This is a genomic window from Shewanella sp. A32, assembly GCF_029167175.1.
Lineage (GTDB): Bacteria > Pseudomonadota > Gammaproteobacteria > Enterobacterales > Shewanellaceae > Shewanella > Shewanella yunxiaonensis.
In genome coordinates, this window is record NZ_JARFTS010000007.1 from 106427 (window position 1) to 122469 (window position 16043).

The 16043-nt window shown below is 50.3% G+C and carries 14 protein-coding genes; 6 read left to right on the forward strand and 8 right to left on the reverse strand.

What is annotated here, in order from left to right:
* Nucleotides 1-12: 12 nt before the first annotated feature.
* On the reverse strand, nucleotides 13-474 hold the full coding sequence (slyA, locus tag PY479_RS07710) for a transcriptional regulator SlyA (protein WP_212596681.1): 462 nt from the start codon (nucleotides 472-474) through the stop codon (nucleotides 13-15).
* A 269-nt stretch (nucleotides 475-743) separates the two neighbouring features.
* Here slyA and PY479_RS07715 point away from each other — a divergent pair, with 269 nt between their 5' ends.
* Nucleotides 744-2603, forward strand: a complete 1860-nt coding sequence (locus PY479_RS07715) for a methyl-accepting chemotaxis protein (RefSeq protein WP_275483441.1) — start codon at nucleotides 744-746, stop codon at nucleotides 2601-2603.
* A 59-nt stretch (nucleotides 2604-2662) separates the two neighbouring features.
* Here PY479_RS07715 and metF read toward each other — a convergent pair whose 3' ends face one another.
* A complete protein-coding gene (gene metF, locus PY479_RS07720) occupies nucleotides 2663-3565 on the reverse strand; it encodes a methylenetetrahydrofolate reductase (RefSeq protein ID WP_212594533.1) in 903 nt (300 codons plus the stop codon).
* Nucleotides 3566-3880: 315 nt separating this feature from the next.
* Here metF and PY479_RS07725 point away from each other — a divergent pair, with 315 nt between their 5' ends.
* Together PY479_RS07725 and PY479_RS07730 are read left to right on the forward strand one after the other, a co-directional pair.
* A complete protein-coding gene (locus PY479_RS07725; protein WP_275483411.1) occupies nucleotides 3881-4285 on the forward strand; it encodes a GNAT family N-acetyltransferase in 405 nt (134 codons plus the stop codon).
* A gap of 110 nt (nucleotides 4286-4395) precedes the next feature.
* Entirely contained in the window at nucleotides 4396-4881 is a 486-nt protein-coding gene (locus PY479_RS07730) for an HAD family hydrolase (RefSeq protein WP_275483412.1), read from the forward strand.
* A gap of 116 nt (nucleotides 4882-4997) precedes the next feature.
* Here the strand turns inward: PY479_RS07730 and PY479_RS07735 are convergent, their stop codons facing one another.
* Nucleotides 4998-7391 carry a bifunctional aspartate kinase/homoserine dehydrogenase II gene (locus tag PY479_RS07735; protein ID WP_212594536.1) on the reverse strand — a complete coding sequence of 798 codons (2394 nt, stop codon included), beginning with the start codon at nucleotides 7389-7391 and terminating at the stop codon, nucleotides 4998-5000.
* Between the two features lie 18 nt (nucleotides 7392-7409).
* Complete coding sequence (gene metB / locus PY479_RS07740; RefSeq protein WP_275483413.1) at nucleotides 7410-8570, reverse strand: cystathionine gamma-synthase; 1161 nt, start codon at nucleotides 8568-8570, stop codon at nucleotides 7410-7412.
* 215 nt (nucleotides 8571-8785) lie between these two features.
* Here metB and metJ point away from each other — a divergent pair, with 215 nt between their 5' ends.
* Both metJ and PY479_RS07750 read left to right on the forward strand, forming a co-directional pair.
* Complete coding sequence (gene metJ / locus PY479_RS07745; RefSeq protein ID WP_212594538.1) at nucleotides 8786-9100, forward strand: met regulon transcriptional regulator MetJ; 315 nt, start codon at nucleotides 8786-8788, stop codon at nucleotides 9098-9100.
* A 74-nt stretch (nucleotides 9101-9174) separates the two neighbouring features.
* On the forward strand, nucleotides 9175-9909 hold the full coding sequence (locus PY479_RS07750) for a sulfite exporter TauE/SafE family protein (RefSeq protein ID WP_212594539.1): 735 nt from the start codon (nucleotides 9175-9177) through the stop codon (nucleotides 9907-9909).
* 16 nt (nucleotides 9910-9925) lie between these two features.
* Here the strand turns inward: PY479_RS07750 and PY479_RS07755 are convergent, their stop codons facing one another.
* The 4 genes from PY479_RS07755 to phsA all read right to left on the reverse strand — a co-directional run bounded on the left by PY479_RS07755 (nucleotide 9926) and on the right by phsA (nucleotide 15054).
* On the reverse strand, nucleotides 9926-11125 hold the full coding sequence (locus PY479_RS07755; RefSeq protein WP_275483414.1) for a conjugal transfer protein TraF: 1200 nt from the start codon (nucleotides 11123-11125) through the stop codon (nucleotides 9926-9928).
* 128 nt (nucleotides 11126-11253) lie between these two features.
* Nucleotides 11254-12192, reverse strand: a complete 939-nt coding sequence (nrfD, locus tag PY479_RS07760) for an NrfD/PsrC family molybdoenzyme membrane anchor subunit (RefSeq protein ID WP_212594541.1) — start codon at nucleotides 12190-12192, stop codon at nucleotides 11254-11256.
* Nucleotides 12189-12761 carry a 4Fe-4S dicluster domain-containing protein gene (locus tag PY479_RS07765; RefSeq protein ID WP_275483442.1) on the reverse strand — a complete coding sequence of 191 codons (573 nt, stop codon included), beginning with the start codon at nucleotides 12759-12761 and terminating at the stop codon, nucleotides 12189-12191. The genes nrfD and PY479_RS07765 overlap by 4 nt, the downstream gene beginning before the upstream one ends.
* A 13-nt stretch (nucleotides 12762-12774) precedes the next feature.
* Nucleotides 12775-15054 carry a thiosulfate reductase PhsA gene (gene phsA, locus PY479_RS07770; protein WP_275483415.1) on the reverse strand — a complete coding sequence of 760 codons (2280 nt, stop codon included), beginning with the start codon at nucleotides 15052-15054 and terminating at the stop codon, nucleotides 12775-12777.
* Between the two features lie 579 nt (nucleotides 15055-15633).
* On the opposite strand from phsA, the gene PY479_RS07775 reads away from it, so the two are divergent.
* Entirely contained in the window at nucleotides 15634-15960 is a 327-nt protein-coding gene (locus tag PY479_RS07775) for a cytochrome c (protein WP_212594543.1), read from the forward strand.
* Nucleotides 15961-16043: the final 83 nt, after the last annotated feature.

Below are 16043 nucleotides of genomic sequence, written 5' to 3' on the forward strand. Positions count from 1 at the left end.
CTCCTGAATCTGTTATTTTTTAGCAGCTAATTTTCGCTGGGCATTAGCGGTGATGCGTTGCAAGGTCTGTTCAAATTGCGCCAGTTCGGCTTCGCTGATGCCATCGAGCAAATCCAGCCGGACTTGCACAATCAGCGTTTCCATTTGGCTCAATATTTGTCGCCCACTGTCGGTCAGCCAGACGATGCGCGCGCGTTTATCCTGATTGCAACAGTAGCGGCAGATCAGTTGCTGCTGCTCCAGTTGTGCCAAGGTTCGCATCAAGGATGGCAGTTCAATCTCCAGCGCCTCCGCCAGCGCTTTTTGACTCACACCATCGCCCATACGCCGTAACTTCCACAAGGCGGTCCAGCGAGGATGAGTCAGCCCCAGCGGCACCAGTTCGGTGTCAGCCACCATGCGCCATAACCGGTGGCTACGGCCAAGATGCTCTGCCAGTGACAGTTCGCGCAGCTGATCGAGCTTTTTATCCATCATGCATCTCTAATTAATTAGCAGGCGAAGCATTATATTTATTTAGCAGGCTAAGTAAATCCCTGTCACGAAATAATCCGAAAGAGTGATCCACCGCTTAAATTCAACAATGGTTAATATGTTCATCTTAAAAACTTTTCGTTTCACACACTTGCGCAAACTTGCGGCAACTATAATTGGCGCTTATCTGACAAAGGATTGGTTTTCGGAGGTTAGCTGTGTTTTCCAAACTTAAAGTGGGAACCCGCATTATTCTCGGGGTATGCGTGATGTTGGTGGTGGTAATGACGTTTATCATGCCAATGGTGTTGTCCCAATTTACAGCACAGGTCGCGCAATCAGAGCAACGTGAATTGCAGAAGTTGTATCAAACAGCCGTGGCAGAAATTCAGGGGTCGGGCAAATTGGCAGAAGCGCTTGCCACTGTGGTTGCCCATACGCCGGAAATGCAGGCGGAATTTGCTGCGGGCCTACGACAACAACTCAACGAACGTAGTCAGTTGATATTCAAACCATTAAAGCAGAACTTTGCCGTACAGCAGTTTCAATTTCACACCCCACCTGCAATTTCGTTTTTACGCGTGCACAAACCAGAAAAGTTCGGCGATGATCTGTCTTCTTTTCGTGAAACTGTAGTGCAAACCAATAATACCCAGCAGCCGCTCATGGGGCTGGAAAAAGGTGTTGCCGGCCTCGGCATCCGTGGCTTAGCCCCTGTCAGTTATCAGGGTAAGCACATTGGCTCAGTCGAATTTGGCATGTCATTCGGCCAGCCATTTTTCGAGGAATTTAAACAGAACTATCAGGCCGAAGTCGCGTTGCTGATCCCGACGGATCAAGGCTTCAAACGTTTTGGCGGCACCTTCGAGTTACCGCAGTTCCAGAATAGTGCGCTACTCACCCGAGTGATGCAGGGACAAGCACAAAATTTCAAGGAAGCCAGTAACGGCATCAGCCATGCCATCTATCTGCATCAGATACAGGACTTTTCCGGTAAAGCCATTGGGGTACTGGCGATCGGGATGGATCGCAGTGATACCGAACAGGCATTATGGAATATCAATCTTAAGTTGGCGGGCATTGGGCTGCTCGCATTAGTGATTGGCACGCTGATAGCGGTACTTATCGCACGCAGTATTACCGGCCCCATTGGCGAAGCGACCCGAGCCATGAACAATATCGCCGAAGGTGAAGGCGACCTGACCCAACGGATCAAAGTCCACAGCAAAGATGAAATTGCCGAACTGGCACAGGCGTTTAACCGCTTTGCCAGCAAAATTCACGGGACTATGCAAAGCGTGGCACAGGTGACTGAATCACTGGCAACCTCGGCAGAAGAGATGTCTGGCATTACCGGCAATAGCCGCCGCAGTGCCGACCAGCAGCAGCGAGAAACCGAACAGGTCGCGACTGCCATGAATGAAATGGCCGCAACCGTACAGGAAGTGGCACATAATGCCACCGATGCCGCCACTGCCGCCGAACAGGCAGACAGCGCCAGTGATGCCGGTAAACAGGTCGTGCAGCAGGTGGTGCAACAGATTGATGGTCTGGCAAAGGAAATCAATAACGCTGTTGATACTATCGATAAATTGGCACAAAACAGTCAGACCATCGATACCGTGCTGGAAGTGATCCGTAACATTGCTGAACAGACTAATCTGTTGGCACTGAATGCAGCCATTGAGGCCGCGCGTGCCGGCGAACAGGGTCGAGGCTTTGCAGTAGTGGCCGATGAAGTACGGTCACTGGCGAGCCGCACCCAGGCATCTACGGCGGAAATTCAACACATCATCGAGCAGTTGCAACAAGGAGCTCGCTCTGCCGTCAGCGTGATGGAAAAGAGCAATCAAACCACCGCACATTGTGTACAGGAAGCCAATAACGCCGGGAAAGCATTGGAACAGATCCGCTCCGCCGTTTCGACCATTACTCAAATGAACATCCAGATCGCCAGTGCAGCCAATCAACAGGTGGCCGTCTCGGCGGAAATTAACCGCAATGTCAGCAATATCAATGATGCCGTCGCCCACAACAGCGACAGCTCAGCTCAGATTGCTGAAGCCAGTGGGGAATTGGCCACCCTATCTGGTCGTTTGCAACAATTGTTGGGGCAATTCCGCCTGTAGCTGATGTCAATAACAGCAAAAAGCCTGCATCAGCAGGCTTTTTTGTAGCACATTATCAACTATTCAGCGGCGCTGGCTTTTGGCCGCACGCCCAGAATATGACAGATGGCGTAGGTTAATTCAGCCCGGTTCAGCGTGTAGAAATGGAAGTCCTTGACACCTTCTCGAGACAACACTTTTACCATATCAATAGCAACGCTGGCACCGACTAACGAACGAGTAGAAGGATCTTCATCCAACCCTTCAAACTGCTGATGCAACCATCCCGGCAGATTAACGTTGGTCATACCGGCAAAACGCTTCAATTGCTTGAAGTTGGTGACAGGTAAAATCCCGGGCACGATTTCGACATCAATACCGGCCGCCACGCAGCGGTCACGAAAACGCAGATACGCTTCTATATCAAAGAAAAACTGAGTGATAGCGCGGTTGGCACCGGCGTCAATCTTACGCTTGAGGTTGACCAGATCGGCTTGAGCATTAGCCGCTTCTGGGTGTACTTCCGGATAAGCAGCAACCGAGATATCAAAGTCTGCCACGCTACGCAGCAACCGCACCAGATCGGCAGCAAATCGTGTTGGCTTGGGGCTGCCTTCAGGCAAGTCACCACGCAACGCCACTATATTGCGAATGCCGCTATTCCAGTAGTGCTTTGCTAATTGCAGTAATTCTTCATCACTGGCATCCACCAATGTCAGATGGGGCGCGGCCACCAGATCGGTTTCTTTCTGGATACGTTCGATGACCCCATGGGTGCGATCGCGTACCCCAGAGTTTGCACCGTAGGTGACCGATACAAACTTAGGCTGTAACGGTTGCAGGCGCTGAATGGAGTTCCACAACAAAGTTTCCATTTCCGGCGTGGCAGGCGGGAAAAATTCAAAGGAAACATTAATATCGCCATTAAGCTCGGCAAGGCTCTGATTCAAGGAGCTGGCGTACTGCGCGTGGTGAAAAGCCATCGAAAATCTTCCTCAAGTTTATCTATCTGGACGTTTGGACGTCTATATGGCTGTATACTAGAGATTCTGTGTTCGAAGTCAAGCCTAAAGATCGTCGCAACTGACAGAAAAGCCATCAGCATTGTGGATCCTATAATTTTAGTTTGGGCTTTACTGCCAATTGAAAAATTCCGCAAGTTAAGTGCCCCGATGCCGAGATGCAGGAAAAAATGCTGAACGCGTGTTATTGATGGTCGCTATCGCTAGAATATATTTCACAAACCGATGAGCTGCTGTGGTACCGATCAGCCCTAACATCACCTGAAGGAACGGCAATTGAGCTACCCAGTAGTAACCGAAATACCTGCGGCAGAAGAGTATTGTCGGTTGCGGTTGGATGTTGGCTTATCAGCAAAATCGACTGCTGCGGCAAGGATTGGCTTAAGTCATGCGCCTTATACCATTTGTGTTCGTGATAACGGCCCATTAATCAGTATGGGTCGAGTGATTGGCGATGGTGGCGGCTTCTTTCACATTGTCGATATCGCCGTAGCCCCGAAATATCAGCGACAAGGTTTAGGCAAGCTCATCATGGATAAGATTGAACAGTATCTGGATACCGTGGCACAGGATGGCTCTTATGTATCGTTGATTGCCGATAAACCGGATTTTTATGCTAAGCGTGGGTATTTACCCACAGCCCCGGCAGGCCATGGTATGTATAAAAAGTTTCAGCGGTAAGCCCGGCACAGCGTGATGTTGACGTTAGTGACTTAGCCTCTGATGTTGTTATCAATAGCAGTACGACTTACGTACCGATAATGTGCTGATCTTCTATGGGAAACCGTACTTTGACAAAGATATTTCTGTTTGACTGGGGTAACACACTGATGATCGATGATCCCCATCAGACGGGTAAAATGTGTCACTGGGAACATGTCGAGGCTGTCGCGCAGGCGCATGAAACGCTGCAGGTTCTGGCGCAATTCCACCACCTCTATGTGGCAACCAATGCTGCGGATTCTGCCGCTGATGATGTGCGCCAAGCATTGGAACGCGTTGGACTGGCGCAATATATTACTGGCTACTTCTGCAAAGACAGTCTGGGACTGAGCAAAGATAATCCTGAGTTTTACCGCACCATCATCCGCATACTTGGCGTCGCTGCCGACAACCTGATCATGGTGGGAGATTCGCTTGATAATGACATCATACCCGCAGCCACCGCAGGGCTGAATGTTGTGTGGTTCAATCCAACAGCCGTAAATGACATGTCCGAAGCGGGATACCGCCAAATCCGCCAGTTATCAGAGTTATGCTCCAGATATCAGTGCTAGCGATTGGCTACATCCACGGCCACAGATGCTCTGCTTCAGCCACCGGAGTTGATGGCTAATTCACCATCGCAAACAGCAACAAAAAGGCCTCAATGCTGAGGCCTTTTCGTCATCCATCAGTCTTCCAGCAAATCTCGACAGATTTGCACTAAGTCAGATTGTACTGCCGCCGCCGTGACTTCTCGCCCGGCCCCCGGGCCACGAATAATCAGCGGATTGCCCTGATAGAACGCACTGCGGATCACAAACACATTGTCACCTGGCGTCAAATTCGCGTACGCGTGATTACGCTCAACCCACTGCAATGCCACTTCAGCAGTGGCCCCTTGCTCACCACGTTCCAACGCTGCCACGTAGCGTAATACCTTACCTTGCTCGTTAGCAGCGGCAAACTGCTGTGACAGTTCCGTGTCCAGTTCAGGTAATCGTTGCAGAAACTCTTCTAGCGGGATCTGCGCTAGATGTGCCGGAACCAAAGAACTCAGGCGAATATCCTCAAGTTCCAGTTCCAACCCGATTTCTCTGGCGAGAATCAACAGTTTACGCTGCATGTCTCGGCCGGAGAGATCATCGCGGGGATCGGGTTCGGTAATGCCTAGCGCTTTAGCTTCCAGTACCAGTTCCGAGAACGGACGTACCCCATCATATTTTTCAAACAACCAACACAGGGTCCCGGAGAAAATACCACCGACCGCTTGTACCTGATCGCCACTGTTATGCAGGTCGTTCAGCGCATGTTGTACCGGTAACCCGGCGCCACAACTGGCGTTATATCGCCAAAATAGGCGACGATTACCCAGCATTTGTTTCAATTCACGGTAAAACGCCAAAGGTCCAGAACCCGCGAGTTTGTTAGCGCTCACCATGTGAATACCGTGGGCAAAAAACTCCGGATATTGCAGTGTCAGACTGGCGCTGGCACTGATATCCAAGGCGACCAATTCGTCACAGGATAAATCATCGGCCTGCTCAAACAGGTGCTCATACTGCCACGGAGTCGCTTCAGCTTCGAAACGTGTCTGCCACTCAGCAACGGCAATACCTTCATTACAAAACAATGCCTTACTTGAACTGGCCAAGCCGACCAGCACCACTTCGGCTTCGAGTTGCCGATTCAGTTGTGCCGCTGATTTGCCAAACAAGGTCACCCAGGCTTCGCCGATATTGCCCACCCCTAACAGAATGATGCCAATACGTTTACGGGGGCCAGCACAGCGACGATGTACTTTCTGCGTCAATAACGCTACCTGCTGCTGCGGAACTAACGTCACCAGACTCAGACCATCCTGATACAGCGGTCTGGCTTCACGGCTAAGCAATCGGGCGAAGCTACGGCGATAGAGATTGGCGGCGGCGCTGACCAGTGCCACCAACCCAAAGCCAGTATGGGTTTCGACATTACTGATCCCCAACTCATCGGTAAACTGCAGCAATAGCGCCGCCAATTGTTTCCGCGATTCTAAGGTATACGCCAACTCATGTTTTTGTTTACCCAGCGACCAGTGCGCTAAAGGTTGTAACCCTGCGTGTTCCAGTGTATCCAATAAGGCTTCCCACGGTGCCTGCAACTGCAACGTGACGGTAAAGACTTCATCGAGACTCGTCACCACCGGGGCACTGGCAATATCACTTTGTGGAGCCACCAGCGTAAAGTCAGTCTGCGGCGCATAACTGGAACGCACCGCCAAGCTCACCTGCGTGTTATACAGCGGTTGCAGCGTACGAGAATGTAAGACAGGAGACCCCAAACGCGCTAAGCGGTCAGCTTCAGCCAGTGACATCGTTTGCAGCAGTTTGGCATCCTGAATTTTGTTGGGGTCGGCATTAAATACCCCTTCCACGTCAGTCCAGATGGTGACGCGGTCAATATCCGCCAGGCTGGCAATTAATGTTGCGCTGAAATCGGAACCATTGCGCCCCAGTAACAGCATCTCCCCGTGAGGATTGGCGCAGATAAAACCCGTGATCACCAACCGTTCATCTGGATGCGCCTGCAGCATTTTCTGTACCTGAGCCCGAGACTCTTCCATGCGAATTTTCGGCACGGCGGCTTCATCGGCGATCAATAAGCCGCGGGCGTCGATGTTAGAGGCTGCCACCCCAGATTCTCGCAGCAGCGCCGCCATCAATCGGGCAGACCAGCGTTCACCAAAACCAACCACCTGATTGCATTGATATTCGCTACGAATATCCAGCGATAACAAACTCATCAAGGTGGCCCGATCATTCGCCAGCCGTTCCCGCAGCTGACGCGCTTGGGAATTACTCAATAACTGTTCAATCAGGTTTTGCTGGTAACTCATCAAAACCTGTAGTTCTTCCTGCCACAACTTGCCCTGTTCGCGCAGCGATAATAGTTTGTAGAGAAAATTAGTGGTTTTGCCAGCTGCGGATACCACGATCAGGTCATCGGGACGACCATGAGTCAGTAAAATATGCGCCACACGCCGATAACAATCCGGATCCGCGAGACTGCTACCCCCAAACTTATGTAAGTGACTACGCGCCATCAATCAATGCTCCCCAACTCAACAAGCGGCGACCGCTGCCAAACCAGCAGCGATATCGTCCAGCAGATCCTGTGGATCTTCGATCCCCACGGATAAACGAATAAGTGTATCTTTGATGCCGGCTTCAGCACGGGCTGCCGGTTCCATTGCCCGATGTGTCATAGTAGCAGGAACCGCTACCAGACTTTCCACGCCCCCCAAACTTTCTGCAACAGAGAAATAGCGCAAAGCGCCAAGAAAAGCTTCCACTTCGGCATCACTGCCTTTCAGTTCGAAACTGACCATAGCACCAAAGCCAAGTTGCTGTTTCGCCGCAATTTCATGACCCGGATGCGTTTTCAGCCCAGGGTAATACACCTTCTGTACTTGCGCGCTACTTTGCAGCAGATCCACAATTTTAGCGGCATTATTTTGGTGCTGCTGAATACGCAGTGCCAGTGTGCGCAGGCCGCGTAATGTCAGATAACTGTCGAATGCACCGCCGGTCAGCCCCAAGGTGTTAGACCACCAGTGTAGCTGTTCTGCCAGCGCCGCATCTTTTGCAATCACCGCACCACCGACAACGTCACTGTGACCGTTGATATATTTGGTGGTGGAATGCACTACGATATCGGCGCCCAGCAATAACGGTTGCTGTAATGCGGGAGACAGGAAGGTGTTATCCGCCACCAACAGTGCTCCCACGGCATTACAGGCCGCGGCAACACTGGCGATATCGATTACCCGCAGCAAGGGGTTGGAAGGCGTTTCAATCCATACCATCTTTGGCTTACGCGCCAGGGCTTGTTGTAATGCCGCCGCATCGGTCTGGTCGATAATCGCCAGCTTAAACTGGCCTTTTTTAGCTAAATGGGTAAATAACCGATAACAACCGCCATAACAATCATGGGGTACAACCAGCAGATCATCGGGGCTCAATAGACTGGTCACCAGCGTAACCGCCGCCATACCACTAGCGGTAATAACTGCTGGACACCCTTGTTCCAGTTCACCAATCGCATTTCCGAGAATACTGCGAGTTGGGTTACCAGAGCGACTGTAGTCAAACTGCCGCGGAGTTTTATGCCCATCAAAGGCATAATTGGTCGAAAGATAGATGGGCGGAACCACTGCACCATGCTGATTATCGGTTTCAATTCCCTGACGGACGGCGATGGTGGCCATTTTCCGCTCTGTCATTTTCGACTCCTTAAATTCTTTTCAAGAAACACCATAAAGATGTCTGGACGGCTAAATTCTACCAAGTCGCTTGTTGGCGTCAATAGGCATCGAGACGTTTAGACGTCCAAATGTATAGAATTCCATTTTTGTGATACAGTATTATGGCCCGACATTTGACTGTCGGATGTAAGAGTTTAAAATCGGCAGCGAATTAGTGACATAGCAGGTGCAACATGACTGAATGGAACGGCGAATATATCAGCCCTTACGCTGAGCACGGGAAGAAAAACGAACAAGTAAAAAAAATCACTGTGTCTATTCCGCTAAAAGTGCTCAAAGTACTGACGGATGAACGCACCCGGCGTCAGGTGAACAACCTACGTCATGCCACCAACAGCGAATTGCTGTGCGAAGCATTTCTGCATGCTTATACCGGCCAGCCATTACCAAATGATGAAGATCTGTCCAAGGATCGCCCGGACAGTATCCCGGCCGAAGCGAAACAGATGATGGAAGATATGGGTATCGAATGGGAAGAAATGGAGTAAATGCACTGTTTCCATCGCTGCTGTTTTAACCCTTCTCTATACAGCCGGGCAACGCCCGGCACAGTACTTCCGTCATGTGGTCGTTAGTCGATCCGATCACCCTGATTCTGGCATCACTGATCATTTTTCTGGGTGCCATCACCCAAAGTCTGCTGGGCTTCGGACTGGCAGTGGTCTCTACCCCGCTGTTATATATCGTTGATCCAGAGTTGGTGCCGGTACCGGTGATCATCCTCAGTTTTTCTATCGCGCTGCTTACCTTATTACGAGAACGCGGCAATCTGGAACTCGGCGGGCTGCAATACGCCTTAGCCGGCAGAATTCCGGGCAGCTTACTGGGCGTTACTTTACTGCTGGCACCACGTGCGATTCTCGGTTTAATCATTGCGGCCATTGTAGGACTGGCAGTGTGGATGAGCCTGAAAAAGCTTACCGTCGCCGTCAACCGCCGCAGCTTGTTCATCGCCGGGCTGTTTTCAGGTATTTTTGGCACCGTAGCTGGCATTGGCGGCCCACCGATGGCGTTATTGCTGACGGGCCGAGACGCCGGAAAATTTCGGGCGGCACTGTCAGCCTTTTTTATGGCAAGTACCTGTATTACCTTGGCTATTCTGGCAGTATCGGGCCTCATCACAGTACGACATCTACTACTATCGGCATTATTACTACCCGCAGTATTTTTAGGCTTTCTCGCCTCCGGCACCCTTATGGGACGGGTGGACAAACGTCGCACCCGCACGCTGACCCTGACCTTATGTAGCGCCAGTGCCTTGCTGCTGGCGCTAAAATCCCTATGGGCATTAATCTAGTCTGTCGCTACCAAACTCAGAAATGATAGGAGGTCTGCAGCGCACCGCCCACCGCGTTATCGCTGCCGAACATCCCGGTCAAATCCAATCGGAAGAAATTGCCAATCGCAATCCCCGTTCCCACCGAATAGATATCGGTAGTCACATCATTGAGATCCTGACGATAACCTAATCGCAGTGCCAGCCAATCGGTAGCCTTGATTTCGCCGCCTACACGCCAATATTTAGGCCCGTCCAACTCCGCAAATTTCTTGTTGTCGGTCAGATCAATATCCGACGTTAATGTCATTGCACGCCACTCATAGGCAATACCTGCGGTGACTGCGGGCTTAATCTGATAGGTAAGCTGCTGCCCTTCTGACGCCATGGTTTGCAGATCTTGCTTCACTAAATTCCGCCCACTCAGCGCCAATGTCAGACCGGCCGTCGGTTGCATGGCAACACCCACGTCGACGTTAAACCCCGTATCGTCATTACGATAATCGTCACTGTTAAAATCATTGACGTCGAAATTGTTGGCAGATACTGCGTAATTAAAGGTATCTAAACGCTGCAACTTAGGCGTAACACCAATACTGACCGGCATATTGCCGACGGTAAAGCTATGGCTTAAGGCAACGCCCAGATCAGATACTGCACCGGCGATCACACGGCCTTGGGATGACAGATCATCCAGCGAAGGAGGAGTCAGAGGATCGATGGCACTGAGGAGCGCCAGATCAGCATCACTGATCTCTGCCAACGCGAATCCATCCAGATAGGTTTTGGCAACGATAGCCATGGACACTTTACTGCTGCTCGGCAGCACGACAGCAAATCCCAAACCGACACTGGCATAAGCACTGTCACCTTGTAACGACTCCAAGTTTCCTAGCAACAGGTCTCGATAATGGATGATGCCCTCGACATCCCGCTGATTAATGGCGTTATCCAAGCCGTCATAGTTATCCTGTAAGTCGTCAAATTCATCCACCATTTTGTCTTTATCTGCCCCATCCGCCCCGATGGCTGGAAGTAACAGACTCACATCTGCGCTCTGACGATCGGCCAGGCCCAACAATGCCGGATTAATAAATCCGGCAACCATCCGGTCACCGGCAGCGACACCAGCACCACCCATCGCATCAGTTCTGGCTTCAAATACATCTTGCCCTGCCCAGACTGAGCTACAACTTAAAGCCGCACCAACCAGCAATGCCAGCGTTTTGAATTTCATCTTCTATCCCACTCCCCATGATTTTATTTTCTTGTTAAAGATAGCCGTTAACGCACCATTCTTCAGACAAAAGCGCATAAAAAAGCCCTCAAGTTAGCGAGGGCTTTGATTACTTAACGTAATATTTTCTAGCCGAGATAACTTTGGCCAGCATAGAGGATGAAATGACGTAATGCCAAGACCCCGGTCAAACTACAGAGTGCGCCAATCACCATCACGCCTTTACCATGACGTTGCGCGGCGGGCAACAACTGCGATAACAGTGGGATACCGAAACCCACCGCGACCACCAAAGTCCAGAACACCGCCGCCCAGGTGCCGCTAGTCAGCGAGGCCAACGCCATAGCAGCGGCACCACCTTTAAAGTACAGGGCGCTGAACAACATAAACAGGAACAGAATTTCAATCGCTGCCACCGGCAGTTCAAGTCCGTGCATCCGACTGAGATCGTGATCGTGAGAAGTGGTGTTAAACAGCAACAATGCCACAACGGCGTTGGCTGCCGCCCCAGCAGAGATCCCCGACACCAAAAACAATGCCGGTAAAATTGCCGTATTAAGCATCGGGTAGATGTTCATCGCTGAAATCAGGAATCCGGTATAAGCACCGACGACAACCGCCAGGACCAACAACAACACTTCAATGGCCTTTCTAACACCAGCCAAAGCGTCAGCAATCCCTTGCAGCAAACCAACACCGATACTTGCCAATTGCTCGCGAAAGACAACCAGTGCATAAAGGAAGGTCAACGGAATGTAGACCAATAAGGCCAGTACGCCAATGGACATCACTGACGTGAAGTTATAGTTGAGCAGAATCAACCAGAAATGGAATGGCCGGGTCAGGTCAAACACCAGACACAACATGCCCAGACAGATAGCCACCGGAGCAATGAGTGCAGCAGCCTTGAGGACGGGACTCTCCTCGTGGTCACCTTTCACCCAACGCATCGCAATCGCAATCAGCAAACTGCCCGCGGAGAGGCCGGCCAAAAACAGATATACGGCAATCACCCAATGCCATGTCACTGGATTGTACTGTGACATATCACCCCAGATATTGTTCATGCTTCAATCCCCCCTTTACGGCCAGGAATACGATAAATCCTTGGCTGAGTGCCAAGATGGAGTTTTTCTCGGTAGGTAGGTGCACTTAGCAGCAATTTGGCCACGTCGCTCTTAGGGTCGTTGGCATCGCCAAACACTAGCGCGTTCGTTGGACAAATCGTGACACAGGCAGGCTGCTCTCCACGCGCCAATCGGGTATCACTGCAGAAATTACATTTTTCGGCAGTTAGTGAGACCGGATTGATAAACCGCACCTTGTATGGGCAAGCAGCGACACAATACTGGCAACCGATGCAGTTATCGTGATTGATGGTGACAATGCCATCGGCATTAATGTATGCCGCGCCGGTTGGACACACCTTAACGCATGGGGCATTTTCACATTGCTGGCATGACACCCGGTTAAACTTGAAATGTAAGTCGGGTATTTCACCAAAAGGACCTTCTACGCGTACTTGCAGACGAGTCACGCCTTCCGGTACCTGATTTTCACTACGGCAGGCGACATTGCACGCCTGACAGCCGATGCACTTGTTTTCATCGTGCACCATGACGTATCTCTTATTCATCATCAGCCTCCCGTTATGCCTTTTCCAGTTTCACACCCGTGGTGTGTACGCACATACCGCACACTGGAGCCGTTGCGTGAGGTAAAAGATTGCCACAATGCACTCCTTTACCACTGGCGCGGGTCAATTCTTTGTTTTTGGAACCAAAGCCCATGTAGGCAAAGACAGTGTCGGGACGAATGCCCTTGGTGACTAAGGCGTGACCAGTTTCACTGCCTACGCTAGACGTCAGGCGGATATCATCGCCATTTTTGATTCCGAACCTGGCAGCCGTTTCCGGGTGGATCCACACCGCGTTATCCGACATCAGGTTGGCGAGCATAGGGATATTGTGAGTGGCGCCGTTGGTATGTACCGCCACTTTGCCTTGAATGAAATACAGCTCGTCCGGTTGCTTCAACTGGGGCTCGTGATAAACGATGGTGCCTCTTCCCGGCGCCATCGCCTCAACTTCGACAGAGTACAACTCAATCTTGCCGCTCGGCGTTTTGAACTTCAGCGCACTGCCATAGGTTCCGTCATCATCGGCCGGGCGGGCACCAGGATAGGCAGCGACAAAGTCGGCCACCATCTGTGGTTCGCGTAACATCAATGGTTTACCGTAACTGACATAGCCTTTGGCTTTAATCTCTTTTAAGAGCGCATCATCCTTGTTGACCTGTGCTAACTGCAGGGTCTGAATATTGTCCCAAGGGTAGTAAGCGTCTAGCCCTAGTTTGATCCCTAACTCGCGGAAGATCTGCCAGCCAGGTTTAGCCTCGCCAATCACATCGACCACCTGCTGACGCACATAGTAGCCGGGATTCTTGCCGGATTTGTCGGCAATCTCTTCATCACGTTCCAGATAGGTACATTCCGGCAGAATGTAGTCCGCAAAGGCAGCGGTTTCGCTGACATACAGATCGCAGCACACAACCAGATCCATCTTTTTCAGGGCCTGTTCCACTTTGCTGCGGTCAGTGACCGTTTGCATCGGGTTGGTTCGCGTCATCACCCAGCCATGAATGGGATATGGTTTCCCGGTCGTCACCGTATCGATAATCGACTGGTAAACGCCGCCCATCTTCCATGTAAAGGCGTATTGACCATCAAGTTGATCGATACGTTTAGCCGCCGGTTTGGGGATCTTAACCCCAGGATTAGCCAGAGCCGGAGCCACATCAGCGCCTGCCAGCTTGTTGTAACTGCTGGCTTTTTTACCCATATAAAGGCCGCCTTTACGTTCAAAATTGCCAAGCAGCACGTTAAGCGCATAGATGGTTCGGCGTAACTCAAATTCTTCGGGGGTAAACGTACTGCGGTGACCAAAATCGACCAGCGCATGCGGTGCAGCCTTGGCCATTTCATGCGCGATACGGCGGATATCTTTGGCCGGGACATCGGTAAGTGATGCCGCCCATTCCGGAGTATATGCCGCGACCTGAGAAGCAAATTGAGCAAACCCTTCAACGTAACGTTCTACAAATGCCTTGTCGTAGAGATTATCGGCAATCAACACCTGACAGAGTGCCAGCGCTACCGCGACATCGCTGCCGGGGCGCACGGGGTACCACTCATCCGCTTTAGAGGCCACCACGGAGAAGCGAGGATCAAACACCACCAGCTTGGCATGCTTGTCCATCTGCGCGTTCATGAGCGCGCGAGTTTCGGACATATTGATCCCTTCATAGAGATTATGACCAAAGTTAATGATGAACTTACTGTTGCTGAGATCGCGTTTTAGTTTAGTGCCATAAATCGCGTGGGCGGCGACTTCATAGGCGCCTGGGCAGGTTGACAAATGGGTGAAGGTGTTCGGGCTGCCAAAGGCATTTGCCATATTGAAGATATGCGTGTGTTCAGAACCCGATTTAGAAGAGAACACCACAGTTTCCGGGCCATATTTGCTTTTCAGTTCATTCATTTTGGCCGCGATTTCGCTGTAGGCTTGCTCCCAACTAATGGTCTGCCATTTGCCTTCACCACGTTCACCAATGCGCTTCATCGGCTTCACAATCCGTTGTGGATCGTAAAGCAGACTGTGACCGGCACCACCGCGAGCACAGACCTTTCCACCAAAAGATTTAGCTGCGGCATTTCCTTGAATAAATACCGTTTTGCCATCTACTACCTGGGCCGCTATCGGGCAACGAGTGGAACACATCTCACAAATACTATAAACGGTTTCCCCACTTCCCTTCAGTGCCGGGGCGCCTATCGCGGCTAAAGAGCCAGGCACCACACTTGCCAAAGCACAGGAAGCACCAGTCGCACCTGCACCTTTTAGGAAAGCCCGTCGATCAAGCTTTATCATGTTTAACCTCCATCATCTCCGTCAGAAGATGAATAGTTTCACTTGGAATCTTGTTATTCAGACACGCGGCTTATATCCCACAAAGTGTCTGTGCTGATTTCAGGTAAATTGTTAATCCACGAATGTTTTACCGATATTGTGGTAAACCACAATGGCATTCCAGATGTGATCTAAGGCATAAGAATTTGGCGATTCCGCCACCAATGTGTGAACGGAATTACATTAATTTAATTACTTAAACGAACCTTAAAATAACTAATCACCGTATGCATAAAATAACAAATATTAATTTTTGTTAACTTCGTCACTTTGAAAAAAATGTGATATCACCTGCAATATCTATTTTCTATAATTTAATAAACTAAAAATCATCATATTGTTTTTTATCATTATTTTTAAACCTCAATCTCGATCAATTAGATTTTTTTCAATGATATTTTTTTCAATTAGAAAAATTTTATTGAAGTGATCGTTATCAAATATTGACACTATTTACTTTGTTAAATTAATTCCTGAAATAAAACAAAGCGCATTCAAACATGAAACGCTTAATTAAAAAATCGCAACATGAGGACATTAATGATGAAAACCAAAATCCAGCTCGGTGTATTACTGCTGGCCACTGTGCTGGCGGCAGGAGCTTCCGCTGCCGATGGCGGCAATCCTAAAAAAGGGAAACATCTTTATAAGAAAGAATGCAAAGTCTGCCACAGTAAAAACGATGCCGCTGGCGAACTCACCCCGATGACCAAAACCATGGCGCAATGGGATCGCTTCTTCGATAAAGACAAACACAAAGCTAAGCCAGAAGTTTTTGAAAAGCTGAGTGAACAGGATCTGAAAGACATCCAACAGTTCCTGTATGACCATGCTGCGGATTCCGCTCAACCTCAAACCTGCGGTTAATCCCGGCCCTTAAGCCAACACAACCCGACAAACTGACAGCAACAGTATGGAGCATGCTCCAGGGCCTGTTGCTGCCTGAAAAA